The sequence below is a fragment of the Mesorhizobium sp. M1365 genome (genome assembly GCF_040317865.1).
In the GTDB taxonomy this organism is placed as follows: Bacteria; Pseudomonadota; Alphaproteobacteria; order Rhizobiales; family Rhizobiaceae; genus Mesorhizobium.
Map to the genome: position 1 here is coordinate 76649 of NZ_JAMYLG010000015.1, position 24629 is coordinate 101277.

At 61.8% G+C, this 24629-nt stretch carries 21 protein-coding genes and 2 pseudogenes; 9 read left to right on the plus strand and 14 right to left on the minus strand.

Translation table 11 applies throughout. The annotated features are described in order from the left end of the window. Positions 1-103 precede the first annotated feature (103 nt). The 11 genes from NKH04_RS18345 to NKH04_RS18395 form a co-directional block, all read right to left on the minus strand. Positions 104-1252 (minus strand): acyltransferase family protein, encoded by a 1149-nt coding sequence (locus NKH04_RS18345; RefSeq protein WP_353044724.1) that lies wholly within the window; start codon positions 1250-1252, stop codon positions 104-106. Positions 1253-1556: 304 nt separating this feature from the next. Continuing rightward, positions 1557-2390: a class I SAM-dependent methyltransferase gene (locus tag NKH04_RS18350; protein WP_353044725.1), complete on the minus strand. Its 834-nt coding sequence runs from the start codon at positions 2388-2390 to the stop codon at positions 1557-1559. Positions 2391-2403: 13 nt separating this feature from the next. Continuing rightward, positions 2404-3744: a lipopolysaccharide biosynthesis protein gene (locus NKH04_RS18355; protein WP_353044726.1), complete on the minus strand. Its 1341-nt coding sequence runs from the start codon at positions 3742-3744 to the stop codon at positions 2404-2406. Beyond that, on the minus strand, positions 3735-5015 hold the full coding sequence (locus tag NKH04_RS18360; RefSeq protein WP_353017200.1) for a glycosyltransferase family 4 protein: 1281 nt from the start codon (positions 5013-5015) through the stop codon (positions 3735-3737). Before NKH04_RS18360 ends, NKH04_RS18355 begins: the two co-directional genes overlap by 10 nt. A 13-nt stretch (positions 5016-5028) precedes the next feature. Further along, on the minus strand, positions 5029-5727 hold the full coding sequence (locus NKH04_RS18365; protein ID WP_353017197.1) for a hypothetical protein: 699 nt from the start codon (positions 5725-5727) through the stop codon (positions 5029-5031). 43 nt (positions 5728-5770) lie between these two features. After that, positions 5771-7750, minus strand: a complete 1980-nt coding sequence (locus NKH04_RS18370; RefSeq protein WP_353044727.1) for a hypothetical protein — start codon at positions 7748-7750, stop codon at positions 5771-5773. Continuing rightward, positions 7747-8892, minus strand: a complete 1146-nt coding sequence (locus NKH04_RS18375) for a glycosyltransferase family 4 protein (protein WP_353044728.1) — start codon at positions 8890-8892, stop codon at positions 7747-7749. The genes NKH04_RS18370 and NKH04_RS18375 overlap by 4 nt, the downstream gene beginning before the upstream one ends. Beyond that, a complete protein-coding gene (locus NKH04_RS18380; protein ID WP_352933699.1) occupies positions 8892-9698 on the minus strand; it encodes a glycosyltransferase family 2 protein in 807 nt (268 codons plus the stop codon). The genes NKH04_RS18375 and NKH04_RS18380 overlap by 1 nt, the downstream gene beginning before the upstream one ends. Then, positions 9695-10930 carry an NAD(P)-binding domain-containing protein gene (locus NKH04_RS18385; RefSeq protein WP_353044729.1) on the minus strand — a complete coding sequence of 412 codons (1236 nt, stop codon included), beginning with the start codon at positions 10928-10930 and terminating at the stop codon, positions 9695-9697. Before NKH04_RS18385 ends, NKH04_RS18380 begins: the two co-directional genes overlap by 4 nt. 561 nt (positions 10931-11491) lie before the next feature. Continuing rightward, on the minus strand, positions 11492-13015 hold the full coding sequence (locus NKH04_RS18390) for a glucosamine inositolphosphorylceramide transferase family protein (protein WP_353044730.1): 1524 nt from the start codon (positions 13013-13015) through the stop codon (positions 11492-11494). Positions 13016-13047: 32 nt separating this feature from the next. Then, on the minus strand, positions 13048-14169 hold the full coding sequence (locus NKH04_RS18395) for a carboxylate--amine ligase (RefSeq protein ID WP_353017182.1): 1122 nt from the start codon (positions 14167-14169) through the stop codon (positions 13048-13050). A 393-nt stretch (positions 14170-14562) separates the two neighbouring features. Between NKH04_RS18395 and NKH04_RS33225 the strand changes: the two genes are divergently transcribed. Further along, on the plus strand, positions 14563-15147 hold the full coding sequence (locus tag NKH04_RS33225; protein ID WP_502913416.1) for a hypothetical protein: 585 nt from the start codon (positions 14563-14565) through the stop codon (positions 15145-15147). On the opposite strand, the gene NKH04_RS18400 is transcribed toward NKH04_RS33225, so the two are convergent. Continuing rightward, complete coding sequence (locus NKH04_RS18400) at positions 15038-15952, minus strand: class I SAM-dependent methyltransferase (protein ID WP_353044731.1); 915 nt, start codon at positions 15950-15952, stop codon at positions 15038-15040. The genes NKH04_RS33225 and NKH04_RS18400 overlap by 110 nt on opposite strands. A 335-nt stretch (positions 15953-16287) precedes the next feature. Between NKH04_RS18400 and NKH04_RS18405 the strand changes: the two genes are divergently transcribed. The 7 genes and pseudogenes from NKH04_RS18405 (at position 16288) to NKH04_RS18435 (ending at position 21784) form a co-directional block, all read left to right on the plus strand. Then, entirely contained in the window at positions 16288-17481 is a 1194-nt protein-coding gene (locus NKH04_RS18405; RefSeq protein ID WP_352933715.1) for a glycoside hydrolase 5 family protein, read from the plus strand. Beyond that, on the plus strand, positions 17478-18482 hold the full coding sequence (locus NKH04_RS18410) for a glycosyltransferase family 2 protein (protein ID WP_353044732.1): 1005 nt from the start codon (positions 17478-17480) through the stop codon (positions 18480-18482). Before NKH04_RS18405 ends, NKH04_RS18410 begins: the two co-directional genes overlap by 4 nt. A gap of 316 nt (positions 18483-18798) precedes the next feature. Further along, positions 18799-18993, plus strand: a complete 195-nt coding sequence (locus NKH04_RS18415; protein WP_352780012.1) for a hypothetical protein — start codon at positions 18799-18801, stop codon at positions 18991-18993. After that, positions 18957-19181 (plus strand): annotated as a pseudogene (locus NKH04_RS18420) (phosphomannomutase/phosphoglucomutase); the annotation flags it as partial. The gene NKH04_RS18415 and the pseudogene NKH04_RS18420, both read left to right, overlap by 37 nt. Before the next feature lie 247 nt (positions 19182-19428). Further along, entirely contained in the window at positions 19429-19809 is a 381-nt protein-coding gene (locus NKH04_RS18425) for a GYD domain-containing protein (protein ID WP_353044733.1), read from the plus strand. A 495-nt stretch (positions 19810-20304) separates the two neighbouring features. Next, on the plus strand, positions 20305-21111 hold the full coding sequence (locus tag NKH04_RS18430) for a PA3715 family protein (RefSeq protein WP_353044734.1): 807 nt from the start codon (positions 20305-20307) through the stop codon (positions 21109-21111). Between the two features lie 124 nt (positions 21112-21235). Next, positions 21236-21784 (plus strand): class I SAM-dependent methyltransferase, encoded by a 549-nt coding sequence (locus NKH04_RS18435; protein ID WP_352464038.1) that lies wholly within the window; start codon positions 21236-21238, stop codon positions 21782-21784. A 304-nt stretch (positions 21785-22088) separates the two neighbouring features. On the opposite strand, the gene NKH04_RS18440 is transcribed toward NKH04_RS18435, so the two are convergent. Continuing rightward, complete coding sequence (locus tag NKH04_RS18440; protein ID WP_353044735.1) at positions 22089-22322, minus strand: DUF6429 family protein; 234 nt, start codon at positions 22320-22322, stop codon at positions 22089-22091. A gap of 170 nt (positions 22323-22492) precedes the next feature. Further along, positions 22493-22692: pseudogene (locus NKH04_RS18445) on the minus strand (inositol monophosphatase family protein); the annotation flags it as partial. Between the two features lie 308 nt (positions 22693-23000). Between NKH04_RS18445 and NKH04_RS18450 the strand changes: the two are divergent. After that, a complete protein-coding gene (locus NKH04_RS18450; RefSeq protein ID WP_353044736.1) occupies positions 23001-24587 on the plus strand; it encodes an adenylate/guanylate cyclase domain-containing protein in 1587 nt (528 codons plus the stop codon). The last annotated feature ends 42 nt before the right edge of the window (positions 24588-24629 follow it).

Consider the following 24629-nt stretch of genomic DNA (forward strand, 5'->3'; position numbering starts at 1 on the left):
CGGCACCGCGACGCTCAGGACCGCCACGGTTCGAGAGGATGCCTTGGAGTCGCCTTAGCTGGTTTTCGCCCTCTATCGGACACCTAAATTAGATTACGCCGGTTCACAGCTCCCGACCGACATCCGACTGGGCTTTGACGGCAATCCCAGCCGGCTGCCCCTGCCGACGCGACTGACGGCCGGATTGGCCATACTCAAGGCGAGCGGCGTCGCGTCCCTCCAGCACCCGCTCCTTCAGTCTGAGCAGCGGAGACTCCATCAGGAACCATGAGATGGTCGGAACGCACAGACTCAGCACGATGGCGATCAGCCCTTGAGCCCAAAGGGGAATGGTTCCGAACCGCTCTACGACCGCGCTCGATTGAAAAATCTTCAGGAAAAACACGTGCGTCAGGTAGATGCCATAAGAGATTTTGCCGACGAAGCGCACGAACCTAAAGCTGCTGAACCACGCGAGTAAGCCTGGCAGCTCCGCGTCGGCGTCCACCACCAGCCGCGCGAAAAAGATCCCAACCGTCAGATTGAAAGTGAGGTGCCGCAGGATGCCGTTGCCCGCGACGTACGAGGCGACGCACTGGAACGCGAGGCATGCCAAGCCGGCGCACCACCAGTCCAGACCGGCTCGGAGACGGCGTCCTTCCCTCGACGCGGCATAGGATAACGCGCCGATGAGCACACCAAACCCTAGGATCTCGAATTTGCCGAAGATCGAGAGCTCGAAGGCAAACCGATCGATCGGGGTGGCCAGAACCAACGTGCGCAACAGGAAGCCGGTGCCGATCAGGAATACCGCCACTCGCACGGCATCGCGCCCGGACAGCAGAACCAGCATGGGCAGCAACAGGTAGAACTGCTCCTCCACGGCTAGGGACCAGAACACCAGCAGGGGACCGCCGGAAGCCGCGAGGTAATTGCTCGTGTACGTGAGATGCCAGAGAATGAAGTCGTGAACCTCGGGCACGCCCAGCACGAACAGGACCAGCAGGGTCAGATAGTAGGCTGGCATGAGCCGTACCGCGCGGCCGATGTAGAACCTGCGGATGACTTCGCCCGCAGGGGCTTGCTCCAGTCTGAACAGCAAGTTGCGCGTGATTAGGAAGCCACTCAGGACGAAGAACAGGTGGACGCCCAGCGCTCCCGCCCCGATGGGGAAGTGCGTTCTGACCCACGGCCCGCCGAAGTGCTCGACGCCGACGAGTCCGATCGCGATGGCTCGCAGGCCATCCAATTGCGGTCGATAACCTTGCGCCATGACCGGTGTCTCCTTAAGTCTCAGGTGGCGACACAACCGACGGCCTCCGTGCACAGGGCCGGCGGCAGAATCCAGTTTCATCGCGTTAGGGCCGCACATGGAGCGTCGACGCTGACGCGAGCGTCCAGCCCAGGACCAAGGCCTTGAAATCCGGCAAGCTTCGCCCCCGCGATCAGTCGCGCACGCAGCATCCCAGCCGGGAGATGTCGTGAAGCCATCCTGCTCTCCAGTTCGTTTCAACTCGAATTCAATTCGTCATGGCTGGCGGAGTGGAGCGCCGGTCTTCGAAGCTGGGTGTCGCCACTCAAGTGACGGGGCGGGTCGCTACGACCAGGGTTGAAACGCCGAATTTCCGCAAAGGCGTTTTTTCGATCCGTGGGATGAGCTGCCGATAGGTCGATATCACGCCAGCCGGCAGCCATTGATAAAGCTCGAATACCGGCAGCACATAGTCGACCTTCTGTATCTCGAAACCCGCCGCGGCCACGATATTGCGCAATTCATGGGGCCAGTAGTTCCGTGCCGCCATAACGCGAGCCGACCACGAACTCGGTAGCCAAGGAAGCAGTGGGATAGGGAACCCGAAATTGCGGCCTAGAAACCGCATCCCATGGCCCTCGAATGGAAACCAGCGATTTGGACTCATCACGACCAGATGACCACCGGGCCGCAGGACCCGCCAAATTTCGCGCAGCGTGGCCGCCTCGTCGGCGACGTGCTCAAGAACCTCATTCAACAATGTCGCATCGACAGAGGCATCCGGTAATGGGAAGTCGTCGGTGCAGCAGTGGTATTCGATCGCATTTGGCCGCCGATTAAGCCTCTCATCATTCGCCAGCTTGCGAGCGATGGCCTCGTCGATCCTCGATCGTTCAGGATCGACACCAATGGCTTTCCGGGCACCCCAGGCGACCAGGGCCTCGGTGTAGCCGCCGTCGGCACAGCCGCAGTCGAGCCAGACTCCCTGCAGCAGTCCGAGGTCTTTCAACTTGCCGAGCCTGTAAGCAAGATTGCTTCCAATCGCGGTCGAGCTGCCGGGATGGGGATAGCGTGGCGCAGTACGCGCGCGCGATAAAGAATTCTCGCTTGTCGGGATGGCCCGCAGGCCATCCAATTGCGGTCGGTAACCTTGCGCCATAACCGGTGTCTCCTCATGTCTCAGATGGCGACGCAACCGGCGGCGGCCCTTGGTGCATAGGGCCGGCGGCAGTATCCAGTTTCATCGCGAAGGCCAAAATCAGGGCCGCACATGCACCCTCGACGCTGACGGCAAGCGTCCAGCCTATGACCAGGCCTTGAAGCCCATCAAGCTTCGCCCCCGCGACCACGAAGCACAGTTCCAGTAATCCCCCAAGCGTGAACCAGCGAGATGCCTTGCGCATCGTATCGCTCAGCCGCGCCAGCGTGCAGGCATGAAATTTGAGCGTTAATCCCAGCAGGCTAAAGCCGAGAAAGCGCAGGCTCGGACCAGCGATCTCAGGATAGGCCGGATTGAAGACCGCAAGGATCTGCTGCGAATAGGTTAAGATGAAGGCGGCGAAGACCACTGAGAAGAGCAATGACGCCATTAGCGACAAAAGGATGTAGTGCCTGGATTGTTTCGGGCTTGCTCTAACCACGGGGAACAGGGCCGTAGCCATGGCTGCGGGAATGATCGAGGCCATGGACACCAGCATCCACAACGATACGAAGGCGGCATTGATGGCCGGCGACAGGAGAATTAGCACAAGGTACGGCATGATGAGAGCCGAGGTCTGCACGGCCACATCGAGCGTGTAGTGGTCGAAGACCTTGCGTCGGAGCGTATGCAGCAGCGGGAAATCGGGGAGCCCAACGAGGTGACGCGCGCCACCCCGGGTCAAGAGATCGACGCCGATCCAGGAGGCCAGCATACCGGCCACCCAGGTCAGAAGAATCGCGGCATTGGAGGCGTAGCCAGCGGCTGCGGCGGCGGCGATCAGGATCAGCTTGAACGTGGAGAACAGCACTTGCCGGATCATCCTGCCGGTGCTGCGCAAGTTGCCCACGAGCGCCTGATCGACCACCGCACTGAGAACGGTCAGGCAGCAGCCGACGACGAACGCAACGCCCTCGAACCAACCGTCGATCGGCCCGGCCGAGATGTTGAGATACGCCTCCCCGAAGACAAACAACAAGGCGAAGCCAATCGCCAGCGCCACCCCGACGGACGCTGCCGCGGCCACGAGGCCGCGCTCCTTGCCGGGGTGCAGAACGATTTCGCCCATCAGCAGGGTCCCGAGCCCGGCCTCCCCCAACAGACCGACCAGCCCCATCACGGACAGGAGGGCAGAGGCCTTGCCTATCACCTCCGGCGGAAACAGCCGGGCGGCGAGCAACCAATAGATTAACCCAAGACCGGCCGCCGCCATCGTTCCGATTGCCAGAGCGCCGGAATTCGTTAGGAGTGTGGCGTTCTTTTGAAGCGCCCGGCGCACGCCATTAAGTGCGGTCACGGCGAGATCTACCGGCATGATGGGTCTTTCGAGAGTTGGCGCGCCCGCACCGCGGACGTGCCGGCGGCTGGGCGCAGGACGTCCCGGTAGACCTGCTCGATCCGGGTCACAATCACTCCGGCTTTGAGGCGCCCCACCCTGGCGAGGCCTGTCGCCTCTAGGCGGGCCAGCAGGGCGCGGTCTTCCAGAAGTGTTTGCATCGCCTGCGCCAGGGCATGCGCGTCACCGGGCGGCACGAGAAGCCCTGTTTCGCTATGATCGACGATATCCGGCATGCCGCCGACATCGGTTGCGATGACTGCCTTGCCGGACGCCATCGCTTCCATGATGACCGTCGCGCAGGCTTCGGGTCCCAGCGATGGCAGCACGCCGAACAGCGAGCGCCGCCATGCGTGCATGATGGCGGAATGCGGCCACGTACTGAAGACGTGAACGTTTGGCGGAAACTCGGTTGGCGTATCGGGGGCCCGCCGCCCAATCAGGACCAGTTGCGGCGGCCGCTCCAGGCTGGCATAGGCTTGCAGGAGAACGCCAATGCCCTTGAGGCGCATCATGTCGCCGACGAACAGGATGAACCCATCCACAGGCAGCTCCTCCCGCAGCCAGGGATCTTCCGGGCCAAGCACCCCGATGTCGTCGGGCACGAAGTTGGGGATGACCTCATAGCGGGCGCGGCCTCGGGTGAGTCCGGTGTGACGCGCCACGGCGTGGCTCACCGCGATGAAGCGGTCCACCAGGCGCTGAGCGGCGAAGCTCGACGCCCAGTTGCTCAACGTTGTCGCGGCTCCCTTTACGGCTCCGTAATGCCCGGTGGCGCAAGGTAAGCACTTGGCCGGTGCTGGGCCACTGCAGAGATGGGTCCCCAAGTGCATGAAGTTCTTCTTGGCGCAGACAAGGCCGTAGTCGTGCAGCGTGACCACGAGGCGTGCCCCACTGAGAACTTTGACCGGCAGGAAGGACGCGTAAATCCAGTTATGGGCGTGGACGATGTCCGGCCTCTCCTGAGCGACCAGCCGCTTCAGGGCTAGCACCAGTTCGGGATCCGGGAAAGGTGGTGCGTGGCGGCGCTCGGGATCGGTGTGGAGGCCTGACAGACGCTGGAGCGTGCCGCGCAAGCGGTGCACGCGGACCGCGCCGTCCAGCTCGGTTGCGGGCGATCCGGGATGCATCAAGGTCCCGACGCTGACATGATGGCCCCGCTGCGCCAACGCCGTGCCGAGGTTGCGGACGTGCCGCTCCTCTCCCCCGATCACCGGAGGATAGAACTGCGACAGTAGCAGGATGCGCATGGCAAGCCTCGTTTCAGATGGGCGGCACCAGCGTCGAAACGCGGCGATAGAGTCGGTCGTGTTCCGGCCCATAGAGCCGCGCCTCCGCCGTCTGGCGAGTTGCCGAGACGGGCACCAAGATTTCCCGGGCCCAGGTGTCGCCCGGCGCGATGGTGAGCGATTGGAAGATGGCGAACGGTTGCCCGTCGAGGGTGATTTCCAAGTCGAATCGCTGAGCTCGGGTCTCGGCGCTTCTGATGCCGACGGTGAGCAGGTCGGGCTCGCCATTGGGCGATGGCAACATCCAGAACTCGGTGTATTTGAATTCCCGGTAGGCCGCTTCGTCCCGGACGGCCAGCGCATAGGCTCCGGTCGCCACCAGCACCGCCAGCATCAGTGCGGCACCCTGCCAGAGCCGGAGCCGCGGCGGAGCCGGCCAGGCTGGCCGATCGGGAGCGTCGCAGCGGACCGCCACCAGCGCCGCGGCGGCCGTCACGGTCCCGAACCACACCGCCCAGCCGAGCGGCGTGAGGAAGCCTACGGCATTCAGGGCAAAGCCCCCCGCGATGCCGGCAGCGAGGCTTGCTCCGACCGCGTAGACGAGATGTTCCGACGCGGAGGTGGTTCTCACGCCAAGAGCCCGCAGCACCGCGTGGCCCGAGACGAGCAATACCATCGGCGCGCCCAGGGAGGTACGGAGGAGCAAGCTGTCGCTGACCGCAACGGCCGCCATCGTGGCCGCTGCCCACAGGCAGGCGGCCGCAAGGTCCCGGTTGCTAGGAATTCCCATGTAATCCCCTCACATCGTAGATGACGATCCAGCCGTTGTCGTAGATGCGCGTGATACCCTTGATGTTGTTGAACTTGAGCAGCTGTGCGCCCGAGAGCGGCGTTCCCTGCTGCGCTTGCCACGGCTCGAAGTAGAAGCCGAGCACCGGGATGGCTGTGGACAGGCGCAGATCCACCAGCAGGAAATCGACGTCGCCCCTCGCCAAGGCGTAAAGATCGTCAGGCACCAATTCCTTGGCCTCGAAAATGCGCGCTGCATCGACGCCTTGGACGATGTTGACCCTGGCATCCTGCCGCCCGTAGCCGGCGAGCAGCAGGCGATTGGTGCGGTCGGCGGTGAAGCGATTGCCGGGCTTGAGCCATTCCTTGGTCCAGAGAGCGGTTTCGATCCCCATGGATTCGATCGATTGCTGGTCGGCCGCCACCCTGTAGCGTCCACGCAAGGGGTCGAGCGTAGCGCTCGTGACGCCGCCCAGGACGATGGCCGCCAGCGCAACGGCCGGTGCGACGCTGCGCCACTCGCGCGGCGTGCGTCCCTCCCAGAACTGGACGACACTCACCGCGACGACCAACCCGACGCCGATGAACACGAATGTTCCCAGGCGGTTGCCGATTTCCCATCCAGCGTTGGTCAACCGGAAGGCCAGCGAGACCGGAAACAGTAAGGTAATAAAGGTGAGGAGCGTTATGCGGCTGTCGCGCCAGCGGCGCTTCAGAACGTCGTGGATCGAACGCCAACCTGTCCGCGCATCACTCGGCGCTGCCATGGCCAGCGACCGAAAGAAGCCCGTCGCCAGCCCGAGCGCCAACAGCAGGATCGCGAGCAAGGTGGTCAGGTGCATGCTCAGGGGTTGGGTCGGCGCTCCGAGGTGCTCCGAGCGTGGAGTAGGCGCGCCCAGGATCTTTCCGAGCAATGTGTTGAAGCCGGTTTCGACCACAGGACCGAGATAGCTTGTGAGAGGATTGCCATGGGCCAGTATCCAAAGGAGAGGCAGGGCTATAGCCAACAGCGCGGTGACGCCTGCGGCGGTCCTGGCCTTGATCCGCGAGGGGCCGTGTCGGCGCAAAGCCTCAAGGGCCGCCAGTGCTCCGAAGTAGCTGGCGGTGAAAGCGGCCGAAAGGTGGTGCGTGACCGCGAGGCTCGCCAACAGCAAGGCAATCAGCCCGAGCGCCTTCAGCCTCGGTCGCCCAACGAGATCCTTGGACGCTGCCTCGACGGCGAAGGTCAGCACGCACAGCACGATGCCGAGGCTCTCGTAGGAGAACATCGACTCGAACAGGACGAAGGTTGAGCAGCCCATATAGGCCAGACAGGCTATGGCCGAGATCCGCGGCGATCCGGTGATGCTTTCGAAGAACACAAACAGAGCACCGATGAACGTGCCCCTGAGGACGATCAACAATAGCGTCCCCGCGACAAACAATGGCAATCCCGTCAGATTGACGATCGCCGTCGAAAGGATTTCCAAGGCGGGATACGTTGGCCCGATCGGGAGAAGCGGGTTGGATAGAAATAGGCGGCGGGCCGTCATAAGATCGTCGGCTGCGATCCAGTGCAAGAACTCGTCATGATTGATGAAGCTCGTCGGGGAATAGACCGCCTTGTAATAGAACAGGGCTTCGGCAAGCAGAAACAGGAGGAAGAGGCGCTCACCCCGGGCTAGCATCGGCCAAGCTATGCGCAGGCTGGTAGGGACGACCAGGAGGACGACTCCGGACCAGAAGAAAAGCGGCGCAACGTCATAGGCCCGACGCCCGGCGGCGTGCCCGGCCACGACCAGGAGCAGAGCCGTGGCAATCGTCAGGCACAGAACCGCGATCCATCCGACGTTGGCCCGTTGCGGCGGGGTCTCGACGCTGCCGCCGCGAAGGTCGGGGCCGATAACGGCCGAGACGAACCGTATCCCGGCCCGGAGTGGGCTGATCCGAGCTCCCGCGGTGAAATGAGCTGGCACCATCAGGCTCATACCTCTGTAGCAGGAGGCCAAGACATCACGCCACCGGGGGGCAAGCGGACCCTGGATCGGCTGCTCAGAACATCACAATAAACGTCGCTCAGCGCTTGAGCGCAGGCATCCCAGTCCGGTAGCGCCAAATCCGGGACCTCCCGATGGGCCTTCAGCTCATCGGCCATGGCAGCGGCCAGTTCTTTCGGGCCGGCGTTGGGCGGAATCGCCCTGCACAGGCCCTTGGCGGCCAGCTCCCGCAGCCCGGCCGTGTCGCTAACAAGGACCGGACGGCGCAGCGACAGGGCTTCCATTACGGCGATCGGATGGGCTTCGTAGTCGCTGACCAGCACGAACAGCGCAGCCCCCGCCAGAAGGTCTGCCATTTTCTGCCGCTCGGATCCGGGGATGGCTTCGATAGCGACCTGCTTCTCAAGGCCGAGCGTCGCGACGAGGCGCCGCAACTCTCCCTCATAGGGGCCTGTACCGACGACGTGCAGCCGCGCGTCTGGCACCCTGCGGATCAGTTCGGGCAAAGCCCCAATCACCCGGTGGTGGCCCTTATAGCGCTCGAGCCTGCCGCCCGAGACGATCAGGTGCGGATCGACCTTGATGCCGGGGCTCGCAGCCGGCATCGCGGCGCCGTTCGGGATGACGACAAACCGTTCTGGCGGCACGCCCATCCTCCTGCTGAAGAAGCTGGCTTCAAATTCGGAGACGCCAATCAGCCGCGCGGCCTGGGCCACCAGCGGCCGGAGCAGCGCGTGCTGCGTGCCGCGCATGGTGTTGCGCAGCGGGGAGGAATGCCCGCCGCTATGGAAGGTCAGGATGAACGGCAGGTCCCCGCGCACGGCCGCGAGCAGTCCGATCGGCGCCACGAAGGTGTTGTAACCTTGGAAATGGATCAGATCCCAAGTCCCGCGCCGGATCGCGGTATAAATGCCGGGCGCAAAATAGAGGTCCAGCTCCCTCGGCCAAGCCGGCACGCGCCGCACGCGCATGCCGCGCACCTCCTCCTCAACCGGCAACTCCCCCGAGGGATCGGTGGTGAGCACGTCGACCACGTGGCCGCGCGCCACCAAGCGGGGACCGACTTCCTGGATGTGAGTTTCGATGCCGCCTATGAGCGGATAGCAGCGAGCGGCAACCATCAGAATTCGCATCAGGTCTGTCCACCGACAACACAGGCTGTCGCGCTCCGCCTGCGCTGTTGGTGCACCCTCTCGCGCAGGATGGTTTTCAGGACGCGCCAGCCGTCCGGCATGGCGCGCAGATGGCTCACACCGCTGATGCGCGAAGCCTCGAAACTCGCCACCTCCACGATATTGAGATGGTTCTTCAAGGCCCGCACGTTGATGAGGGTCTCGATCTCGAACCCGTCGCAATCGCAGTCAAGCGTGGCGACGTGCCTGGTCCAGAAGGCTATGTATCCGTAGCATAGATCGGAGAACCAACCGCCGTAGAGCAGTCGCACGAACAGGGTCAGCCCCCTGTTGCCGAACATCCGGAACAGCGACATGTCGTCGGTGCCGGCGCCCTGGATGAAGCGTGAACCCTTCACAAGATCCGCGCCGGCCATCAGCGCACTGACAAAGACGATCGCCTCCTCCGGGACCATCGAGCCGTCAGCGTCCAGCATGACGATGATGTCGCCTGTGGCGGCCAGGAATCCCGCTTGCAGCGCAGCGCCCTTGCCCCGCCGCGGTTCCATGACAATCTTCACGTCCTCGCGCAGGCGGCGCGCGACGGCGACCGTGTCGTCAGTCGAACGACCATCCACGATAATGACCTCATGGGCCCAGTTCGGGATGCGCGGCAGAAGCCAAGGGAGGTTCTCGGCTTCATTGAGCGTCGGGACGACGAAGCTGACCCGGGGCAGAGTCAGCGATCGCTGCAGCGCGAAATTAATTGGGTCAGGCGGCGATACGGCACCGGCAGGGGCGAGAATGCTGGCGAGACGCGCGTTCATGACAGCGCTTTGAGGTCGTACGATGGGACCCAGGAGGCGGACTGGCAGCGCGCCAAGACTGCCGATAGGTGTTTGGCGAGATGATGGGCCGGGTGGTAGGTCCCGTATACGAATCGACACACTGGGCCGAAGCTGTTCGCGGCGGCGGGACCAATGAAATGCAGGCCGGGCACCGAGGTCTCGTAATGAGCCGACAACTGCGGCGCGCCCTCAACCACGCGGATCTGGCGCAACAGCGTTGGGTTCAGGAAACCTAGCCGCCCCACATCGATCTTGTAGCCGGTCGCGAAGATGACGTGGTCGGCCGGCATCGAACGCCGCGCGCCACTGGCGTCCATCACATCGAGTAGCACTTTGCCGTCGCGTGTCTCGATGCTTTGAAGCGTGTGACCGACCCACACCGGCAATTTCCCGATAACCCGGTCCTTCATAAAGGCGCCGCCAATGGGTCCGAGCGTCCTGATGTTGGCAAGCCAGACTCGCAAATCCTTCGACAGAAGCTGGATCAATTGCGGATATTTGGCGCAGGTCGCCAAGGTCCAGCCGGGGCCGATGCCGCTCATTGGGGCGACGGTGCGCTCGAACAGGGTTCGGGGGCGAGGGCGACCGGCGAAATCCAGCTGCCGTCGGCGCACAACGAGTGAAACCGAGACCCCGCGTTCGTAGAGCAGCGCCGCCAGATCGGACGCCGATGATCCGGATCCGACCACGATGATTTCCTTGCCGTCCAGCGGCTCCAGAGTGCCGTACTCACCGCTATGCGAGCATAGGTCGGCGGGCAGATGCGCCGCCTGGTACGGCAGCCGTTTGAACGGATGTAGGCCGACCGCGACCACTACGCGGCGCGCATGGACTATCTCGCCGTCATCGAAAGTGGCGCGAAAGCAGCCAGCGCCGGGCTCCAGCGCCATCAGGGTCTTGCGCTCAACTAAGGGGACGTAACGCCTCTGAAAGGTTTCGCCGTACTCAATAAACCGGCTGAGCGAAAAGGGAATGAGTTCGTCATGATAGTCCAGAGCCCGCTCGGCGCAGAACGTCTTCAGTGCGAATTGGGACCACGGATCCGACAGGCTCGACGCCCAGGGATAGGATTTGAGCAGCATACCGGGCGGCATGTTGTGCTTCCATGACCCCATGAGCTCCCCGAAAATCCGGTGCTCCACACCGTTCCCACGCAAATGCGCGGCCAGCGACAAGCCGTAGGGGCCAGCTCCAATGACCGCCACATCCACGGATGTGCTTGATCCAACCATAGTGCGGACTCCCGATCATACTAAATGGAGATAATATCAAGAATATTTAGTACGCTTGTGGCGATCTAATCTTTGACGCGGGAGCATTGCTGATGCATACTCGAAATGGAAGAACAATATATGGTTGTAACAAAACAATAGGTGAGTAACTCTCTTGGGGTATCCCATAAGGTTGTTTCGAACCATGCCCATCTGCGGCGGAGGCAACGATCGTCTTCAGCAGCTGTGTTGGCAGCTTTGCCAAGCCCGTTAGACTTCAGGCCCCTTCGACGCCAGCACGGACATGCATCGACCGGCGGCCGCCTCTAGAGCATCGGAGTCGCTTTGGCGAAAGGAATTTGATGTATTCGGTCGGCGAGAAGACAGACTACGCCGATAGCTTACCAGAGCGCGCCGATTGTTCGGACGGCGAGCGCAGATGAGCTCGCTCCGTCGCTCAGCCGTGATTTTCCGAGTTTGTTGTGTCCCCGAGAAGGGTCGAGAGCACCCTGCCCTTTGCGGGCGGCGTATGTTGCGCTCGAGCAGCTGCCCGCAGACCGGTCAAGAGAGGGGCTGCCTACGCGGTACTGCGACCGGCGCGTCGGGTATAAGCAATCGATACGAGGTGGTGACCTCTTGCAATCCACGGATATGACCGAACAAGTCGATCACCTCCAGACCGGACCGCCGATTGTAGGTGTGGCAACCGAATGCTCCGGATCGAATACGACCGACGGGGGTTTGGAGAAATTCCGACTCACCGAGGGCATCAATCCGGCAGAACGTCACCGCACCGCCATAGCCGCGCGCGCAGTCTTGGACCGGGCGCAGCGTCCGTCCGCCGTGTCGGATGACAGCGCCTGCAGGGCGGCTGAGCGCGGCATCGATCAGGACGGGGTTTGCGGCATGAGGCGTCCAGGACCCGGTCAAGCTCTCGGCACGGTAGAGACTGAGGACATCCCAGGACGTGGACCTCCACAGCCTGGGGCTGACGAAAAACCAGAAGCCGCCTTCATGGTAAAGCGGTGTGGTGTCGTAGCCCTCGATGCCGTCGATCAGGCAGGCCTCCCGCGTCCACCGGTACGGGAATTCGACTGCCCTGTAGAGACTGACATTCCTGGCCGCCCCCGATTCGGGGATCATCCAGACCTGCCCGTCCTGCTCGAACACGAACGGGTACGAGAGGTGGTGCGGCTCCTCCACGACGATCTGGGGTTCGCCGGCGGTCCCGCGCGGGTCCACTTTCACGACCGCAATGCACCCCCGGTTCTTTGAGTAGAGGTACTGTTCGACGAAGATGAAATCCTGCCCCTGGTGCCGGAACGGGAACGGGTCGGCAAGGTAGCTGCCGGTTTCCCCGGTGAGCACCGTGAAGGACGCTCCGCCTTTGTCGAGCAGACTCGCCGCATGGTCGAAGCGCCAGCCAATCCCCCACGTCCTGCCGCCTCTCGCCAAGCTGTCCAACAACTTGATTGCCTTCGACGCCACCGTGCCAGTCTCCCATGCAATGGCCGAAAGCGCGCCGGGCGAAGGCACGGCCGTCCGTGGGCCGGCGACAACGGACGCAGCTGAACTGGTTTCCTCGCGCAAGGCTTTTAGGATCAGCGCCACAGCGCAGGAGAGGACGCTATCGAGACTCGCTGCGAACACTTCACGGTCCACACTGGCCGGACGCGCCATCCACGGCTGCGACGGGCGCGCCGTGTCGTGCAGGTCGACAAGAGAGTCCTGGTCATTCGCCAAGGCCGCCATGACTCCGATCTCGCCCGGTATGCCGTTGAAGAGCGGCGTCAGCACGCGCCGTCCCGACGGGAGCGATTCCGCACCGCTCAAATCGATCACGACATCCACTTGGTCGACCGGAGGCGGCGGCAGGCATCGCAGCGCCGCCTCGACGAAGTCGATGGCGCCGTTGACACGAAAGCCATAGAGTAGTCGTTCGAGTTCGAGCAGCAGACGGAAGATCAACGGCATCGGGCGGCAGCCGGCCGCGAAGGCGCAGGAGATATCGTTGCCTGGCACTTCAGCAAGCGCCTCTGCCAGCCACAGATGCCAGCGCATCGGACGCGACGGATCGAGACTCAAGCAAATGCGCATTGTTGTTCTCACGGCGGATTTCAAAAAGACGACGGCTTTGACGAGAACCACCTCGAGCGATGCGCCTTGCCAACTGTCCGCCGCGGACCTGCGAGCCAGGGAGGCAGATAAAAAGCCACAGCGCGCGCCACATCGCACGGGTAATGCACTAGGGCCGGCAGCGGATCGTCCCGGCGCCAGAAGCCATCCACCACTACAGAGCGAGGCGGGATCGGCTTCGCGCCAAAGCGGATCCGCTCGATCCATGAGCCCTGCCAGACCACGCGGCCGTCAACCGGGCCGGCCGGCAATGGTTGCAGGTTGAGTTCATGCCGATAGGCTATCAGCGGGATATTGACGCCGACGAGCGTCGCCGACTCCTCCTGCCAGTCGGTGCGCCCGACCGTCGGCTCTATTATCAGAAAGCGTCCGCTCCTCGTATCTCGCTTGTACTCGACGCCGCCAAATCCGAAGTAGTTAACCTGATCGAGAAGGTTTTTCGTGGTGCGTTCCAACTCCTCGTTTGCTGCGGCCGTACAGAACGCCGTGCTCCCGGTGCCCGGCGGCGTGCTGGCTAGTTTTTGCCCGGTGAACATGCCGAGCGTCTCGCCGTTGCGTCCCCGGTAGAACAGGCAGAAATAGATGTTGTCGTCGGGTCCCTCGATCGTCTCCTGCACCAAGACCTCGCCGGTCTGAGCCAGCAGCCTCTCGGCGGCCGAGAATGCGTCAGCGTAGCTCTCCGCGGTGATCAGGCGAGGAGCATGTCCCTCGTGGAAATGGCGCTTGTCGGCGGGTTTCAGGATCATCGGCAGGCGGAGCGACGCGATCTCGCGAACGCCCGCGAGGTCCCGCACGACCACGCCGTTCGGCACTGGCCAGCCGTGCTCACCGGCGCTCTCGTGGAACCTGGCTTTGTCGTGCAGCATAATAACTGTATCGTGAGTTGGGAGGCGGAAGTGGTAAAGCCCCTCCAGCTCTTTGCGGTACTCCGAGATCGTAAGAAGTGCCAGCTCATCCGTGACGACCAGGAAGGGCCGCTCGCCGATTCGTCTCCGAAGATCGCGGAGGAAGACCACGAAGCTATGGCCATGCAGGGCGTCTGCCAGGACGGGCTGGGCGTAGCGCGACCACAACGCGGGGTTCGATCGCTTGCGGTCGACCACCCAAACGGGCATTCCGCCCAGGGCGAGGCTGCGGCAAACCCCGAGTCCATTCAGCTCCCCACCTACTACGACTGCAGGGACTCCCCGATGCGAAGAGCTAAACTCTTGGTTGGGAGCGGTGTCTGACAGCATGGGTTCCATACTCGAGCGACCGCTATCGGCCTAGCACCACTATGCCCGAACGGCGCCGGGCCGTGCGAGGGCAGAGGGGGTAATCCCTCGGAACCATTGCACTCGGCCCCCAGGCGAGAGCCACATGCAGGGATGACAATCGGCTGGCAGCGGACGAAATACACGCTGCGCAATGCCGGATCGCGTGTGTCAGTGTTCGCGTTGCTATCTGTTCCGGCAGCCGTGAGCGCCGCGGACAACTTGTCGGGTGGCGCCCAGCAGATGCGGGCCTGGTGCGGGAGCCAAGACGAGTCGACGTTTTTCTTCGATGACCCACGCACGAAGCGGGACTACAGGGCCTGGGTCCGCCACGTCGTGCAACGCGTCAACCCGCTCACCGGGCTTGCCTGCCGGGACGACCCGACCATCATGGCCTGGGAGCTGATGAACGAAGGCAATGCGCAGCCGGAGGCTTTGCGGTCGGCCTGGACTGGCGAAATGTCGGCTTACGTCAAGTCCCTCGATTCCAATCACCTTGTCAGCTCAGGGAATGCCAATATTCTCGACCCGAAGCTAGCCGATTTGACGATCCCAACTCTCGATTTCGGGACCTGGGATGGCTACCCGCTCTTTACGGTGGAACGCATAGCGACCGCATCGTCGAGAACGTCGGTGACTTCTTTTTCGTGCCAAGACAAAACAAGGACGCGCGCTTCTGATCATCTCCCGACTGGCTCAGGCGCTCCAGGTGGCCAAACTAAACTTTGCGCCCAATCATATAATCTTGGGACCCAATTTTGCCCTGGTACCATTCGCCGGGGCGAAACTCGGGTGCTAAACCACATGCTTTATATAATTCGCGAATGAGCGTCTCATTGAAGGCAATGGCGAACTCTGGCGTCTGCCTGCTCGCTGTGAAATACGAGCCGAACGAATATCTAAAGTTGAACGTGGATTTCGGTAGCTTCATCGCTGCCAGAGAAACCGGCGTGAGGAAGTAGTAACTCGCGTAGCACATCCCGCCGGGCCGAAGCATACGCGAAATTTCACGCATGTAATTAGCAGTATCCTCGTAGTTCATGTGCGTAAACACGCTGATCAGAACAACGACATCAAACGAACGATCCGCGAAGGGAAAACGGTAATCCTTGGCCTTCACCATACCCGAAGGATTGTACTCGCGATTATATACGTCAGCGTGCCTGAACTTGACATTGCCGTTAGGGCTCTTGACGTTCTCGCCGCACCAGTTGATGCAGCCCTTGACGATGTCGAGACCTTCATAATACCCGTTGGCATTAAGATAAGTGCCCATGGCGGCACCCAGGCGCCCGAACCCACAACCGATATCCAGAACCCGCGAGTTCGGTGTCAATCCAGCGCTCTCAACCAACCGGCCCAGAAGAGCATCGCCGCTGCCCTCGTAAGTATGGACCACCCCGGTTACGGCACCTGAAAAATTGGACGCCCGTTTTGGTGATGAACTTTTCCGACCGTGTGCCAATTGCTCGACCAGATCAAGCGGCGCAAGGTATAACTTTCTCAGGAACCAGCGAACTTGACGTGGTAATGCCGGCAGCAGATATCCTGAGAACCACCTCTGGTCCAAAAGCCAGAGCCGCAGCGATTCCCCACCCGATACACAGCTCAGCAATAGCTTTCCATAAGTCATTAACCGCTCCTGACCTGTCTTTCTTCGGACCAGTGTTAGTTTGGGACGGCTACCATTTCTGTGGCGCCTTGCCACTTCACGCGCCGGAGCAACGGGTCGAGGCGCGAAGGACCCATGTCGTTAACATTATTCTACCACGGTTTTCCCGGTGACATGCCGTGCCATGCGACCGTAATCGGCCAAGCACCACTATGGCCGATTGACGCCAGGCTGTGCGAGCCCAGAGGGGGTAATCCTTAGGGGCCATTGCAGTCGGCGCCGGGCAAGAGCCACATGCAAGGATGACAGTCGGCTGGCAACGGGCGAAATACGGGCTGCGCAATGCCGGATTGCGCGTGCTGGTGTTCGCGTTGCTATCTGTTCCGGCAGCCGTGAGCGCCGCGGACAACTTGTCGCCAGCGTCTTTCATCAAGACTTCCGGCACGGAGTTTACGGTCGACGGCAGGCCATTCTTTGTGACCGGCGTGAACAACCACTATGTAACTTTCGGGTCGCAGGACGAGGTCATCCGCGTCCTCGATGACGCGGTGGCCATGGGGGCCAATGCGGTCCGCACCTTCCTCCAGCCGGTGATCGGGTCGCTCGACGGAAGCAAGTCTACGATCTGGGATTGGCGGCTTCAAGGCGAAGCCAGCAATCTCGCAGTCAAGGGCACGTACCTGCTCTACTGGGACCCGAGCCAAAACAGGATGGCGATCAATGACGGCGCCGACGGCATGCAGAAGGTTGATTTCCTCATCGCCGAGGCCGGCAAGCGACACCTCAGGCTCATCATCGCCTTCCTGGATTTCTGGGCCTACACGGGTGGCGCCCAGCAGATGCGGGCTTGGTACGGGAGCCAAGACGAGTCGACGTTTTTCTTCGATGACCCACGCACGAAGCGGGACTACAGGGCCTGGGTCCGCCACGTCGTGCAACGCGTCAACCCGCTCACCGGGCTTGCCTACCGGGACGACCCGACCATCATGGCCTGGGAGCTGATGAACGAAGGCAATGCGCAGCCGGAGGCTTTGCGGTCGGCCTGGACTGGCGAAATGTCGGCTTACGTCAAGTCCCTCGATTCCAATCACCTTGTCAGCTCAGGGAATGCCAATATTCTCGACCCGAAGCTAACCGATTTGACGATCCCAACTCTCGATTTCGGGACCTGGCATGGCTACCCGCTCTACTACAACCTCACGGTCCAGCAATTCAACGACATGATCACCGAGTTCTGCCGGCTGGCGGCCCGCGCCAAGAAGCCGGTCCTTCTGGAGGAATTCGGCTATGCCCGCTCCAATCGGGACTCCGCCAAGGCTTACGCCATGTGGCTCGATACGCTTACCCGCGATCCCAGCTGCGCCGGCTGGATGGTGTGGCTGCTGGTCTCCCGGCAGGACAGCGGACGTTATCCTGTCGACGAACACGCCCAGTTCGATGTCCACCATGACGGAAGCGCGATCTGGAACATCCTTCAAGCCGCGACGGCCCGGGCGACGCAGACCCGCGAGACCCACCGGGCCTCAGAAACCGTCCAAGAAGCCCCATGACCGAAGCCTCCGTTGTGATCTGCGCGCACACTCTCGACCGCTGGGACGAGTTGAAGCGTGCGGTCGGGTCCGTCCGCACCCAAACGCATGCCCCACGTGAAATTGTCGTGGTCGTCGACTACAACGAGGCCTTGCTAGGGCGCGCCGCGCGCGAGATTGCGGGTGTCACCGTCCTTGCCAATGGCAGGCAACCGGGCTTGTCCGGCGGACGCATGACAGGAGCAGAACACACCACCGCCCCGGTGATTGCCTTCCTCGATGATGACGCCGTCGCCGATCGGCACTGGCTGGAGGAGCTGTTGGACGCTTATCGGGATCCAGCTGTGTTGGGCACCGGAGGCCCGGTTGAGCCGCTGTGGCAAGTGCCGCCGCCCTCTTGGTTTCCCGGCGAGTTCCATTGGGTCGTGGGCTGCACCTACGCCGGTATGGCCGTACGGGACGGGCGCATCCGCAACCCGATCGGGGCCAACATGTCGGTGCGCGCCGACGTGCTGCGGCGCGCCGGTGGCTTCGCGCCGGACCTCGGGCGCCGCAAGCTCGGATTCTCCGTCAGCGGCCGGGCAAGGATCGGCGGCAAGGCTGAGAGCTGCGAGGAGACGGAATTCTGCATCCGGGCCAGCGGCCTATACCCTGGGGCCCACTGGGCGTATCGGCCAGCGGCGCGTGTGCTCCATGCTGTGCCGATCCAGCGCACCACCTGGAAATACTTCGTCCACCGCTGTCTCGTCGAGGGCACCGCCAAGGCAGTGTTGACGGGCCTCGCAAGGTCCAAAGGCGGCCTTGGACCCGAATGGCTCTACGTCCGGGAGGTGCTGCCGCGCGCCGTGGCAACCGAGCTGAGGGCGGCCATGCGAGGCAAGGTCGGTGCCGCCCGGCGGGCCGGGGCGATTATGGCCGGCTTTGCCATTACTGCGTTTGCCTACGCCATGACTCGCCTCGGCGGGGCGGCCGAAGCTTTGTCACAGCATTTGCTATCGCGGGTCCGAGTCTGGAGAGCATAGCCGACGCCGATGCGGGGATTGCAGGGAAGCCGGTTTGTCCGAGACGGAAAGTCTCCAAGATGGCCTTCTTGACCCGCGGCGCAGGCTCCGTCAAGAGCGTCGATCGGCCTTTGCAAAGCGCATGGGGCAGCGATTTCCATCCACCCTCACTCCGCACGCCGCCCATCGCAGGTAACTCGTAGGAACCAAAATCTCACCGTTCTAAAGCGAGGCTGACTAGGGGTGCGAACCGGGGCGTTAGGGCTACCCCATCATGAAGGGGCGTTGGGCACGGCAGCGTGCTAGGATTGTGCCCTACAGATGTGGAGCGGAAACCGTGACCCTGAACGTAGTCGGCCAAGCCAGGCCAAACACATTCGCCTTCGAAACCAGTGCTCTCATCAAGACCACTGGCTTGGACCTGACTGCCGGAAAGAACGTCGGCCGAAAACTGAAGGTGGTGGCTGCCTGCGGCAACGGCACCGCTGTGGCTTTCAGGCGGACGGGATCGAGTTCGCTGGCCAGCCGCTAGCCATTCTCGTCACCATGAATGGGGTGCGTGTCGTTGACCAAGACGGCACGGGGGGTCTGGTCAGGGCCTCGTCGAACAAGGCGGAAATTGTCGTCGTCGCGGAAAGCCCTGTCTCGCCGGAACGACGTCGCGAGATGTTCGAGGCTGTCGATGCCGTGCTGCGCCGCAATCCAGAGGTCGGAGCCTAGACATTCTTAGAGGACTGGGCCATGCCGGAGCGGATCGTAAGTTTTGTCATGAGCGGGGGCGTCGGGTCACGGCTGTGGCCGCTCTCGCGCGAAGACCGGAGGGCAGATCGAACCTTTCCCGCTGCCAGCTTTAGAGGCGAGCAAAAGCGTTGCGATACAGGGTTACGGCTGACCCAACTGTCCGCCATTGCTCCGTGTTGGTCAAACGACCAATAACGAAACTCGTACAAGATCGGGAGGAATACCCATGAAAGTGACAATCCTGGGAAACTGTCCGCCCCATGCCTACAAGGGATTGATGCAAAGTTCAGACCGAGAAGCTGCAATCAAGGCGGTTTTGGAAAGCGTTGGTAGCAAGGTATCCGGTATGATGTTTACTCGCGGCGCCTACGATATTGTCATCAATGCTGAGGTTCCGGACCAGGCCGATGGGATGGACCTAGCATTGGCAGTCCGGGCAAGCGGCTGGATAAAGGACCTGGTTGTCGTCGAAGAACTCGAGATGAATGCGCCGCTCGCAGCTGCCAAAAAGGCTGCCGGCGTTACAAGCTCGCCGGATGATTGGAGAACTGGCTGTACATTGAAGGCAGCACGGTTCCGATTGAACGCGCCGTGCTGCCAAGTCTAAAGGAAAGACACGCTGCGGTTTCGAAAGCCGAAGCAGGCGCGGCATTGGTTCTGCTTTGATAGCGCGCCGACAGCGAACCCGCCCGGCTCAGAGGGTCAGAAACGGAGGTCATGCCGAGGTAATTTTGGGATGTACTCCCTAGAAGGTGCGCTTGACGGATCGGCGAGGTCCGGTTTTGTAGAGGTTTCTTGTCGGAGCGCTTCTTTTCTAATCGGAGCGCGACAAGGCAATCGAGATCACATTGTCAGTATCTGTTTCAGGTAGCCCGAACAGCATTGGCAAAAATTGGCCGCTCGGGCGGCGTTCTCATGATCACCGTCCCTAAGCGAGCTCGGGCTTTACGACTTTCCAGGATCTATGGTCCTGACGCAGCGGGTGGAGCTATCCGTCACTTCCCTACACCCTGTGCGCCGCCACCAATCTCGCGTAGAAGGGCCCTGACCGAACCCGGCCCTGCGAGGCGAGAATTCCATGCGAATAGTGTTGCCTGTCCTGTTGCTCGGCGCCGCCCTCGCCAGCCTGTCGCCCGCCAAGGCCGCGCCCGGCGATTGCGGCGATGCCGCCGCGCTGGTGCAGCAGGCCTATCCCAAGGCCCGAAAGAGCGCCGACGGCACCTCGTTCACGCTTGAACCTCATACCAGCATCGCCTCGACGCTCCCGGGGAGCGATGCGCCGTTCGGCCTGGTCTGCAAGATCTGGCCCGCCGATGCCGACCTGCTGTTGGTCGCAGTGCCGCTGATTGACAGGGCTAACGGCGACCACCTGCATGTCGGCGATATCGAGCTTCTGGTCGTCGACAGGAATACGCTGCGTGTGCGCCAGCGCCTGCTCCAGCCCGGTCTGATGACCGATGACGCGATTGTCATCGAGAAGGTGGAATTCGATACCGGCCGCTATGCACTGGCCCCTGAGGTAACCGCCTTCGGCCTGAGCATCGAACTGGCACACCATTCGCTGACCGCTCCGTTCACTGAAACCGACCTGCGGCTATACGCTCTCACAGGCGATACGCTACGCGTGGCGCTCGACGGTCTCGTGGTGGCCGGCTCTGGCGGCGATAGCGATGGTAGTTGCGCCGGATACTTTCATTCCAGCCAGGTCAGCCTGGCAATAAATCCGGCGAGCCATCATGGCTATCACGATATCACCGCGGTTGAGCGGACGAATACCGATAATCCCTCCCCCGACCAGAATGGCGAATGCCAGTCCCATCCTGGCAAGCCTGTGAAGCGGACCTACCGGATGCGCTATGACGGCAGCCGCTATCCGGTTCCCGCGGCACTCAAGGTGATGGGATTGTGACGCCGCCGCACACGTCCCTGCCGTGGTTCGACAATGTCATCAATTCCAGTTGAACGGGTATCGACCGTTAATTCTCTCGTGGTAGGAGGCGCTCAAGGGGGCTCTTCTCAAAGGAGCTGATGATTTGTGGTGGTCAAGATTCAAAAGGGGTTTTGCCGGAACGTGGGACGACAGACTTGACGGGCTATTCTCCGCAAAGGTCGACTACGCCGGAAAATCCATTCTCGATGTTGGCTGCAATATGGGTGTGGTCGCCTATGAGATATCCAAGCTGAAACCCAGTTCGATCCACGGGATCGACATTGCCAAGCCGCATATCGAGACTGCAAAGATGTTGTTGAGTGGCTCCCCGGTGCATGCCAGGTTCGATCGCCTGAATCTTGGCAGCCGGCGCCTCGGCAATATCCTTCTACCGAAATACGATATCGTCCTGCTGCTGGCCGTCTATCAGCACATGCAGCGCAACATCGGCCCAGGCAAGGCGCGAAGGGTGCTTTCCAATATTGTGAGGCGCACCTCGAACGTCGTTGCCCGCGTTCCGCCTGGAACGGATGGCGAATTCATCGAAACGCTTTCTGACGAGGGGTTCCAGGTTAAGAGCACTCACACATCGCCTCTTGGCAGTCATGTGCTGGTGCTTGAGAAACCCACCCTTGGAAATCCGCAGCCATAGAGATTTCGCATCGCCAGTGGCAATCTGCCCCACTAACATCCCATGTGTCAGCAGCGGCGCCGACCCGCTGCTGGCTGCAACTCGGCCCGGGAGCGCCCATTCGACGGGAGAAGCATGTCGCGGCTGCGGTCTTCCCTGCCACTGCCTTAACAGACTGGATGCGCCCGTTGGGCGTAGGTGACGAAGACGAGTTTGGCCGCCACGGCGATAGCACTGCCCGTCCCGCCTGCGGTCAGCGCGCTGCCGGTGTCGAAATTCAGCCATGTGCGCTTTCAGCTCCTAGGCGCCCGTCCAGCGCTCTGGCTCAGAGCGCCGGGCGAGTGAACAGGGTTCGGAATAGCTCCTCAGCACGCCGCAGTCCTTCATCTGTCAGAGCCACTGACTTCGCCTTGTTTGCCGGCTTCGCAATCAGCCCCTTCTCGTGCAAGCGATCCAGAGCATTCCAATCCAACCCCTTCCAGGCGCGCCTCTCTTCATGCAGCGTCAGCCAAAGCAGGCCCATAACGGCATCGTCGATCTTGTCGGTGTCGATCTCCATGCAAGCAGTTTAACACGCGAAAGCGCCGCTGCCACGCTGCCACGATCCACACCGTAGGGTTATTCCTCGCGCAACGGTTCGCCTGAAAATAAATGCTTCACCTAGGCGTCGCATGCGCGACGGCGTCATTTGGGGACGAGCCGGGACGGGATCCGAGTTCATCATGGTGCCTAAGCGGCCTGGCAGTCCTTGCCGCTGGCAATGAAATGCGGATTGGCGAAATCCTCGTCGTCGCTCTGGTTGCGCTGCAGGCGAGCGGCTGACCGTCCAGCGTACGCGTCATGCCGCCGGCAGCGCGCAGTACCGCGTCACCCGCCGCAGGGTCCCATTCCATAGTGCGGCCGACGCGCGGATACGTTTTGCGGGACGCTTTCTTTTCTGACCCGCTCTCCGACCGCAGAAGTCTCAACCTTGCAAGAGGTGAATTTTTGGGCCCTGAGCGGTTATCGCGGAGCGCATTCCCTGGCCACAACCGACTTTGCGACATCCCTTCACTGATTCACTGCCCGTCTAGCACCAGAATGTGAAATCCGCTGTGAGGGTCGGGGCTTAGCAACACCGCTCAAGGTCGTTCCGACATTGCAGGGCTGACGTGTTTTCATCGAGCCAAGACTGACTCTGGTACCGTGCCGGGAATGAGCTATAGTTCACATACTAAGACGGCCGGGCGCTTGCACAATGGCTGGACTGGGTGAACAGATTGCGCGTCAGCAGCGCACCATGGGACCGCTCCTGGTGGCGGCAGTGGTCATCGGCCTTATCGGTCTGCCCGTCGCAGCCTGGCTCGACCTCCGAGACCTATCGGAACGGATGCTGCGCAGGCAAGCCAGCGAAATCAGCCGCATCATCGACGAAATGCGCGGATTTTACGGCAGCGACGTCGTGGGACGCGTGCTGCAAGCTAACGGCGCCGTGACTGCGACGCACAACTACCGGGACGTGCCAGGCGCGATCCCTATTCCAGCAACCCTCTCGATCGAACTCGGCAAGCGCATCAGCGCTCACGACGGCTCGGTCAAATATCGGTTCGTCTCGGATCTGCCTTTCAAAGGCCGCGCGCCACACCAGCTCGATGCGTTCGAGCGGAATGCAATCTTGGCTTTGCGCGCCAACCCGAAGGAGCCGATCATCGAGGTCTCGGGTTCACTGTTTGACCGGCAGGTCCGCGCCGCGGCCCCTGTCATAATGGGACAAGTCTGCGTGACCTGCCATAACTCGCACCCGGACAGCCCCAAGACGGACTGGAAGGTAGGGGATGTCCGAGGGATCCAGGAGATATCAATCAATCAGCCTATCGCTGCGAACGTGCTGACCTTCAAGTATCTGCTCCTATATTTCGGTTTCGCGGCGGCGGCGGGCCTGACGTTCATTCTCCTGCAGCGTCGGCAGTCCGCGTTGATTCAGGGCATCAACAAGGAGCTTTCGGAGGCAAACGACTTCTTGGCCGCAATTTCATTGAAGATCGCCAAATACCTTTCGCCTCAAATCTACAAAAGCATCTTCAGCGGCCAGAAGGACGTCACCATCGCAACCGAGCGCAAGAAGCTCACAATCTTTTTCTCCGACGTCAAGGATTTCACCGCGATCGTGGAACGGCTCCAGCCCGAGGACCTGACGCTTCTCCTCAACGAGTACTTCACCGAGATGTCGACGATCGCGCTCAAACAAGGCGGCACCGTCGACAAGTTCATCGGCGACGCGCTTCTTGTGTTCTTCGGAGACCCCGAGACGCAAGGCGTCGAGGAAGACGCGAGAGCCTGCTTGCGCATGGCTGTCGACATGCAGCGTCGGCTGGAGCAGTTGAACAGGGTGTGGCATGACCGCGGAGTTGAACGGCCCTTCCGAGCTCGCATGGGCATCAATACGGGCTATTGCAATGTTGGGAACTTCGGTTCCGATGATCGGATGGACTACACGATCATTGGAGCCGAGGCGAACTTGGCGGCCCGGCTGCAGTCGATTGCCGAGCCCGGCGGCATCTGCCTCAGCTATGAGACTTACGCGCTCGTGCGCGACCTTGTCCGGGCGCGTCCATTGGCACCGATAGCCATGAAGGGGATCAGCCGAGAGGTTGTCCCCTACGAAGTCGAGGGCCTCCTGGGTGAACTCGCCCAGCGCCCTCAGGTCATCAGCGAGCATGCGACTGGTCTCGACTTGTTCCTCGATGTTGAGGCAATCGACGAGAACGGGGTGGAGCGGGCGAAGAAACGACTTTCGGAGGCGCTCCTGGCTTTAACCATCCGAAGCAAGCCCGCCGCACTTTAGGTTCTTGAACGTGATGCAGTCTGGACCGTGGCCAGCCAAGTA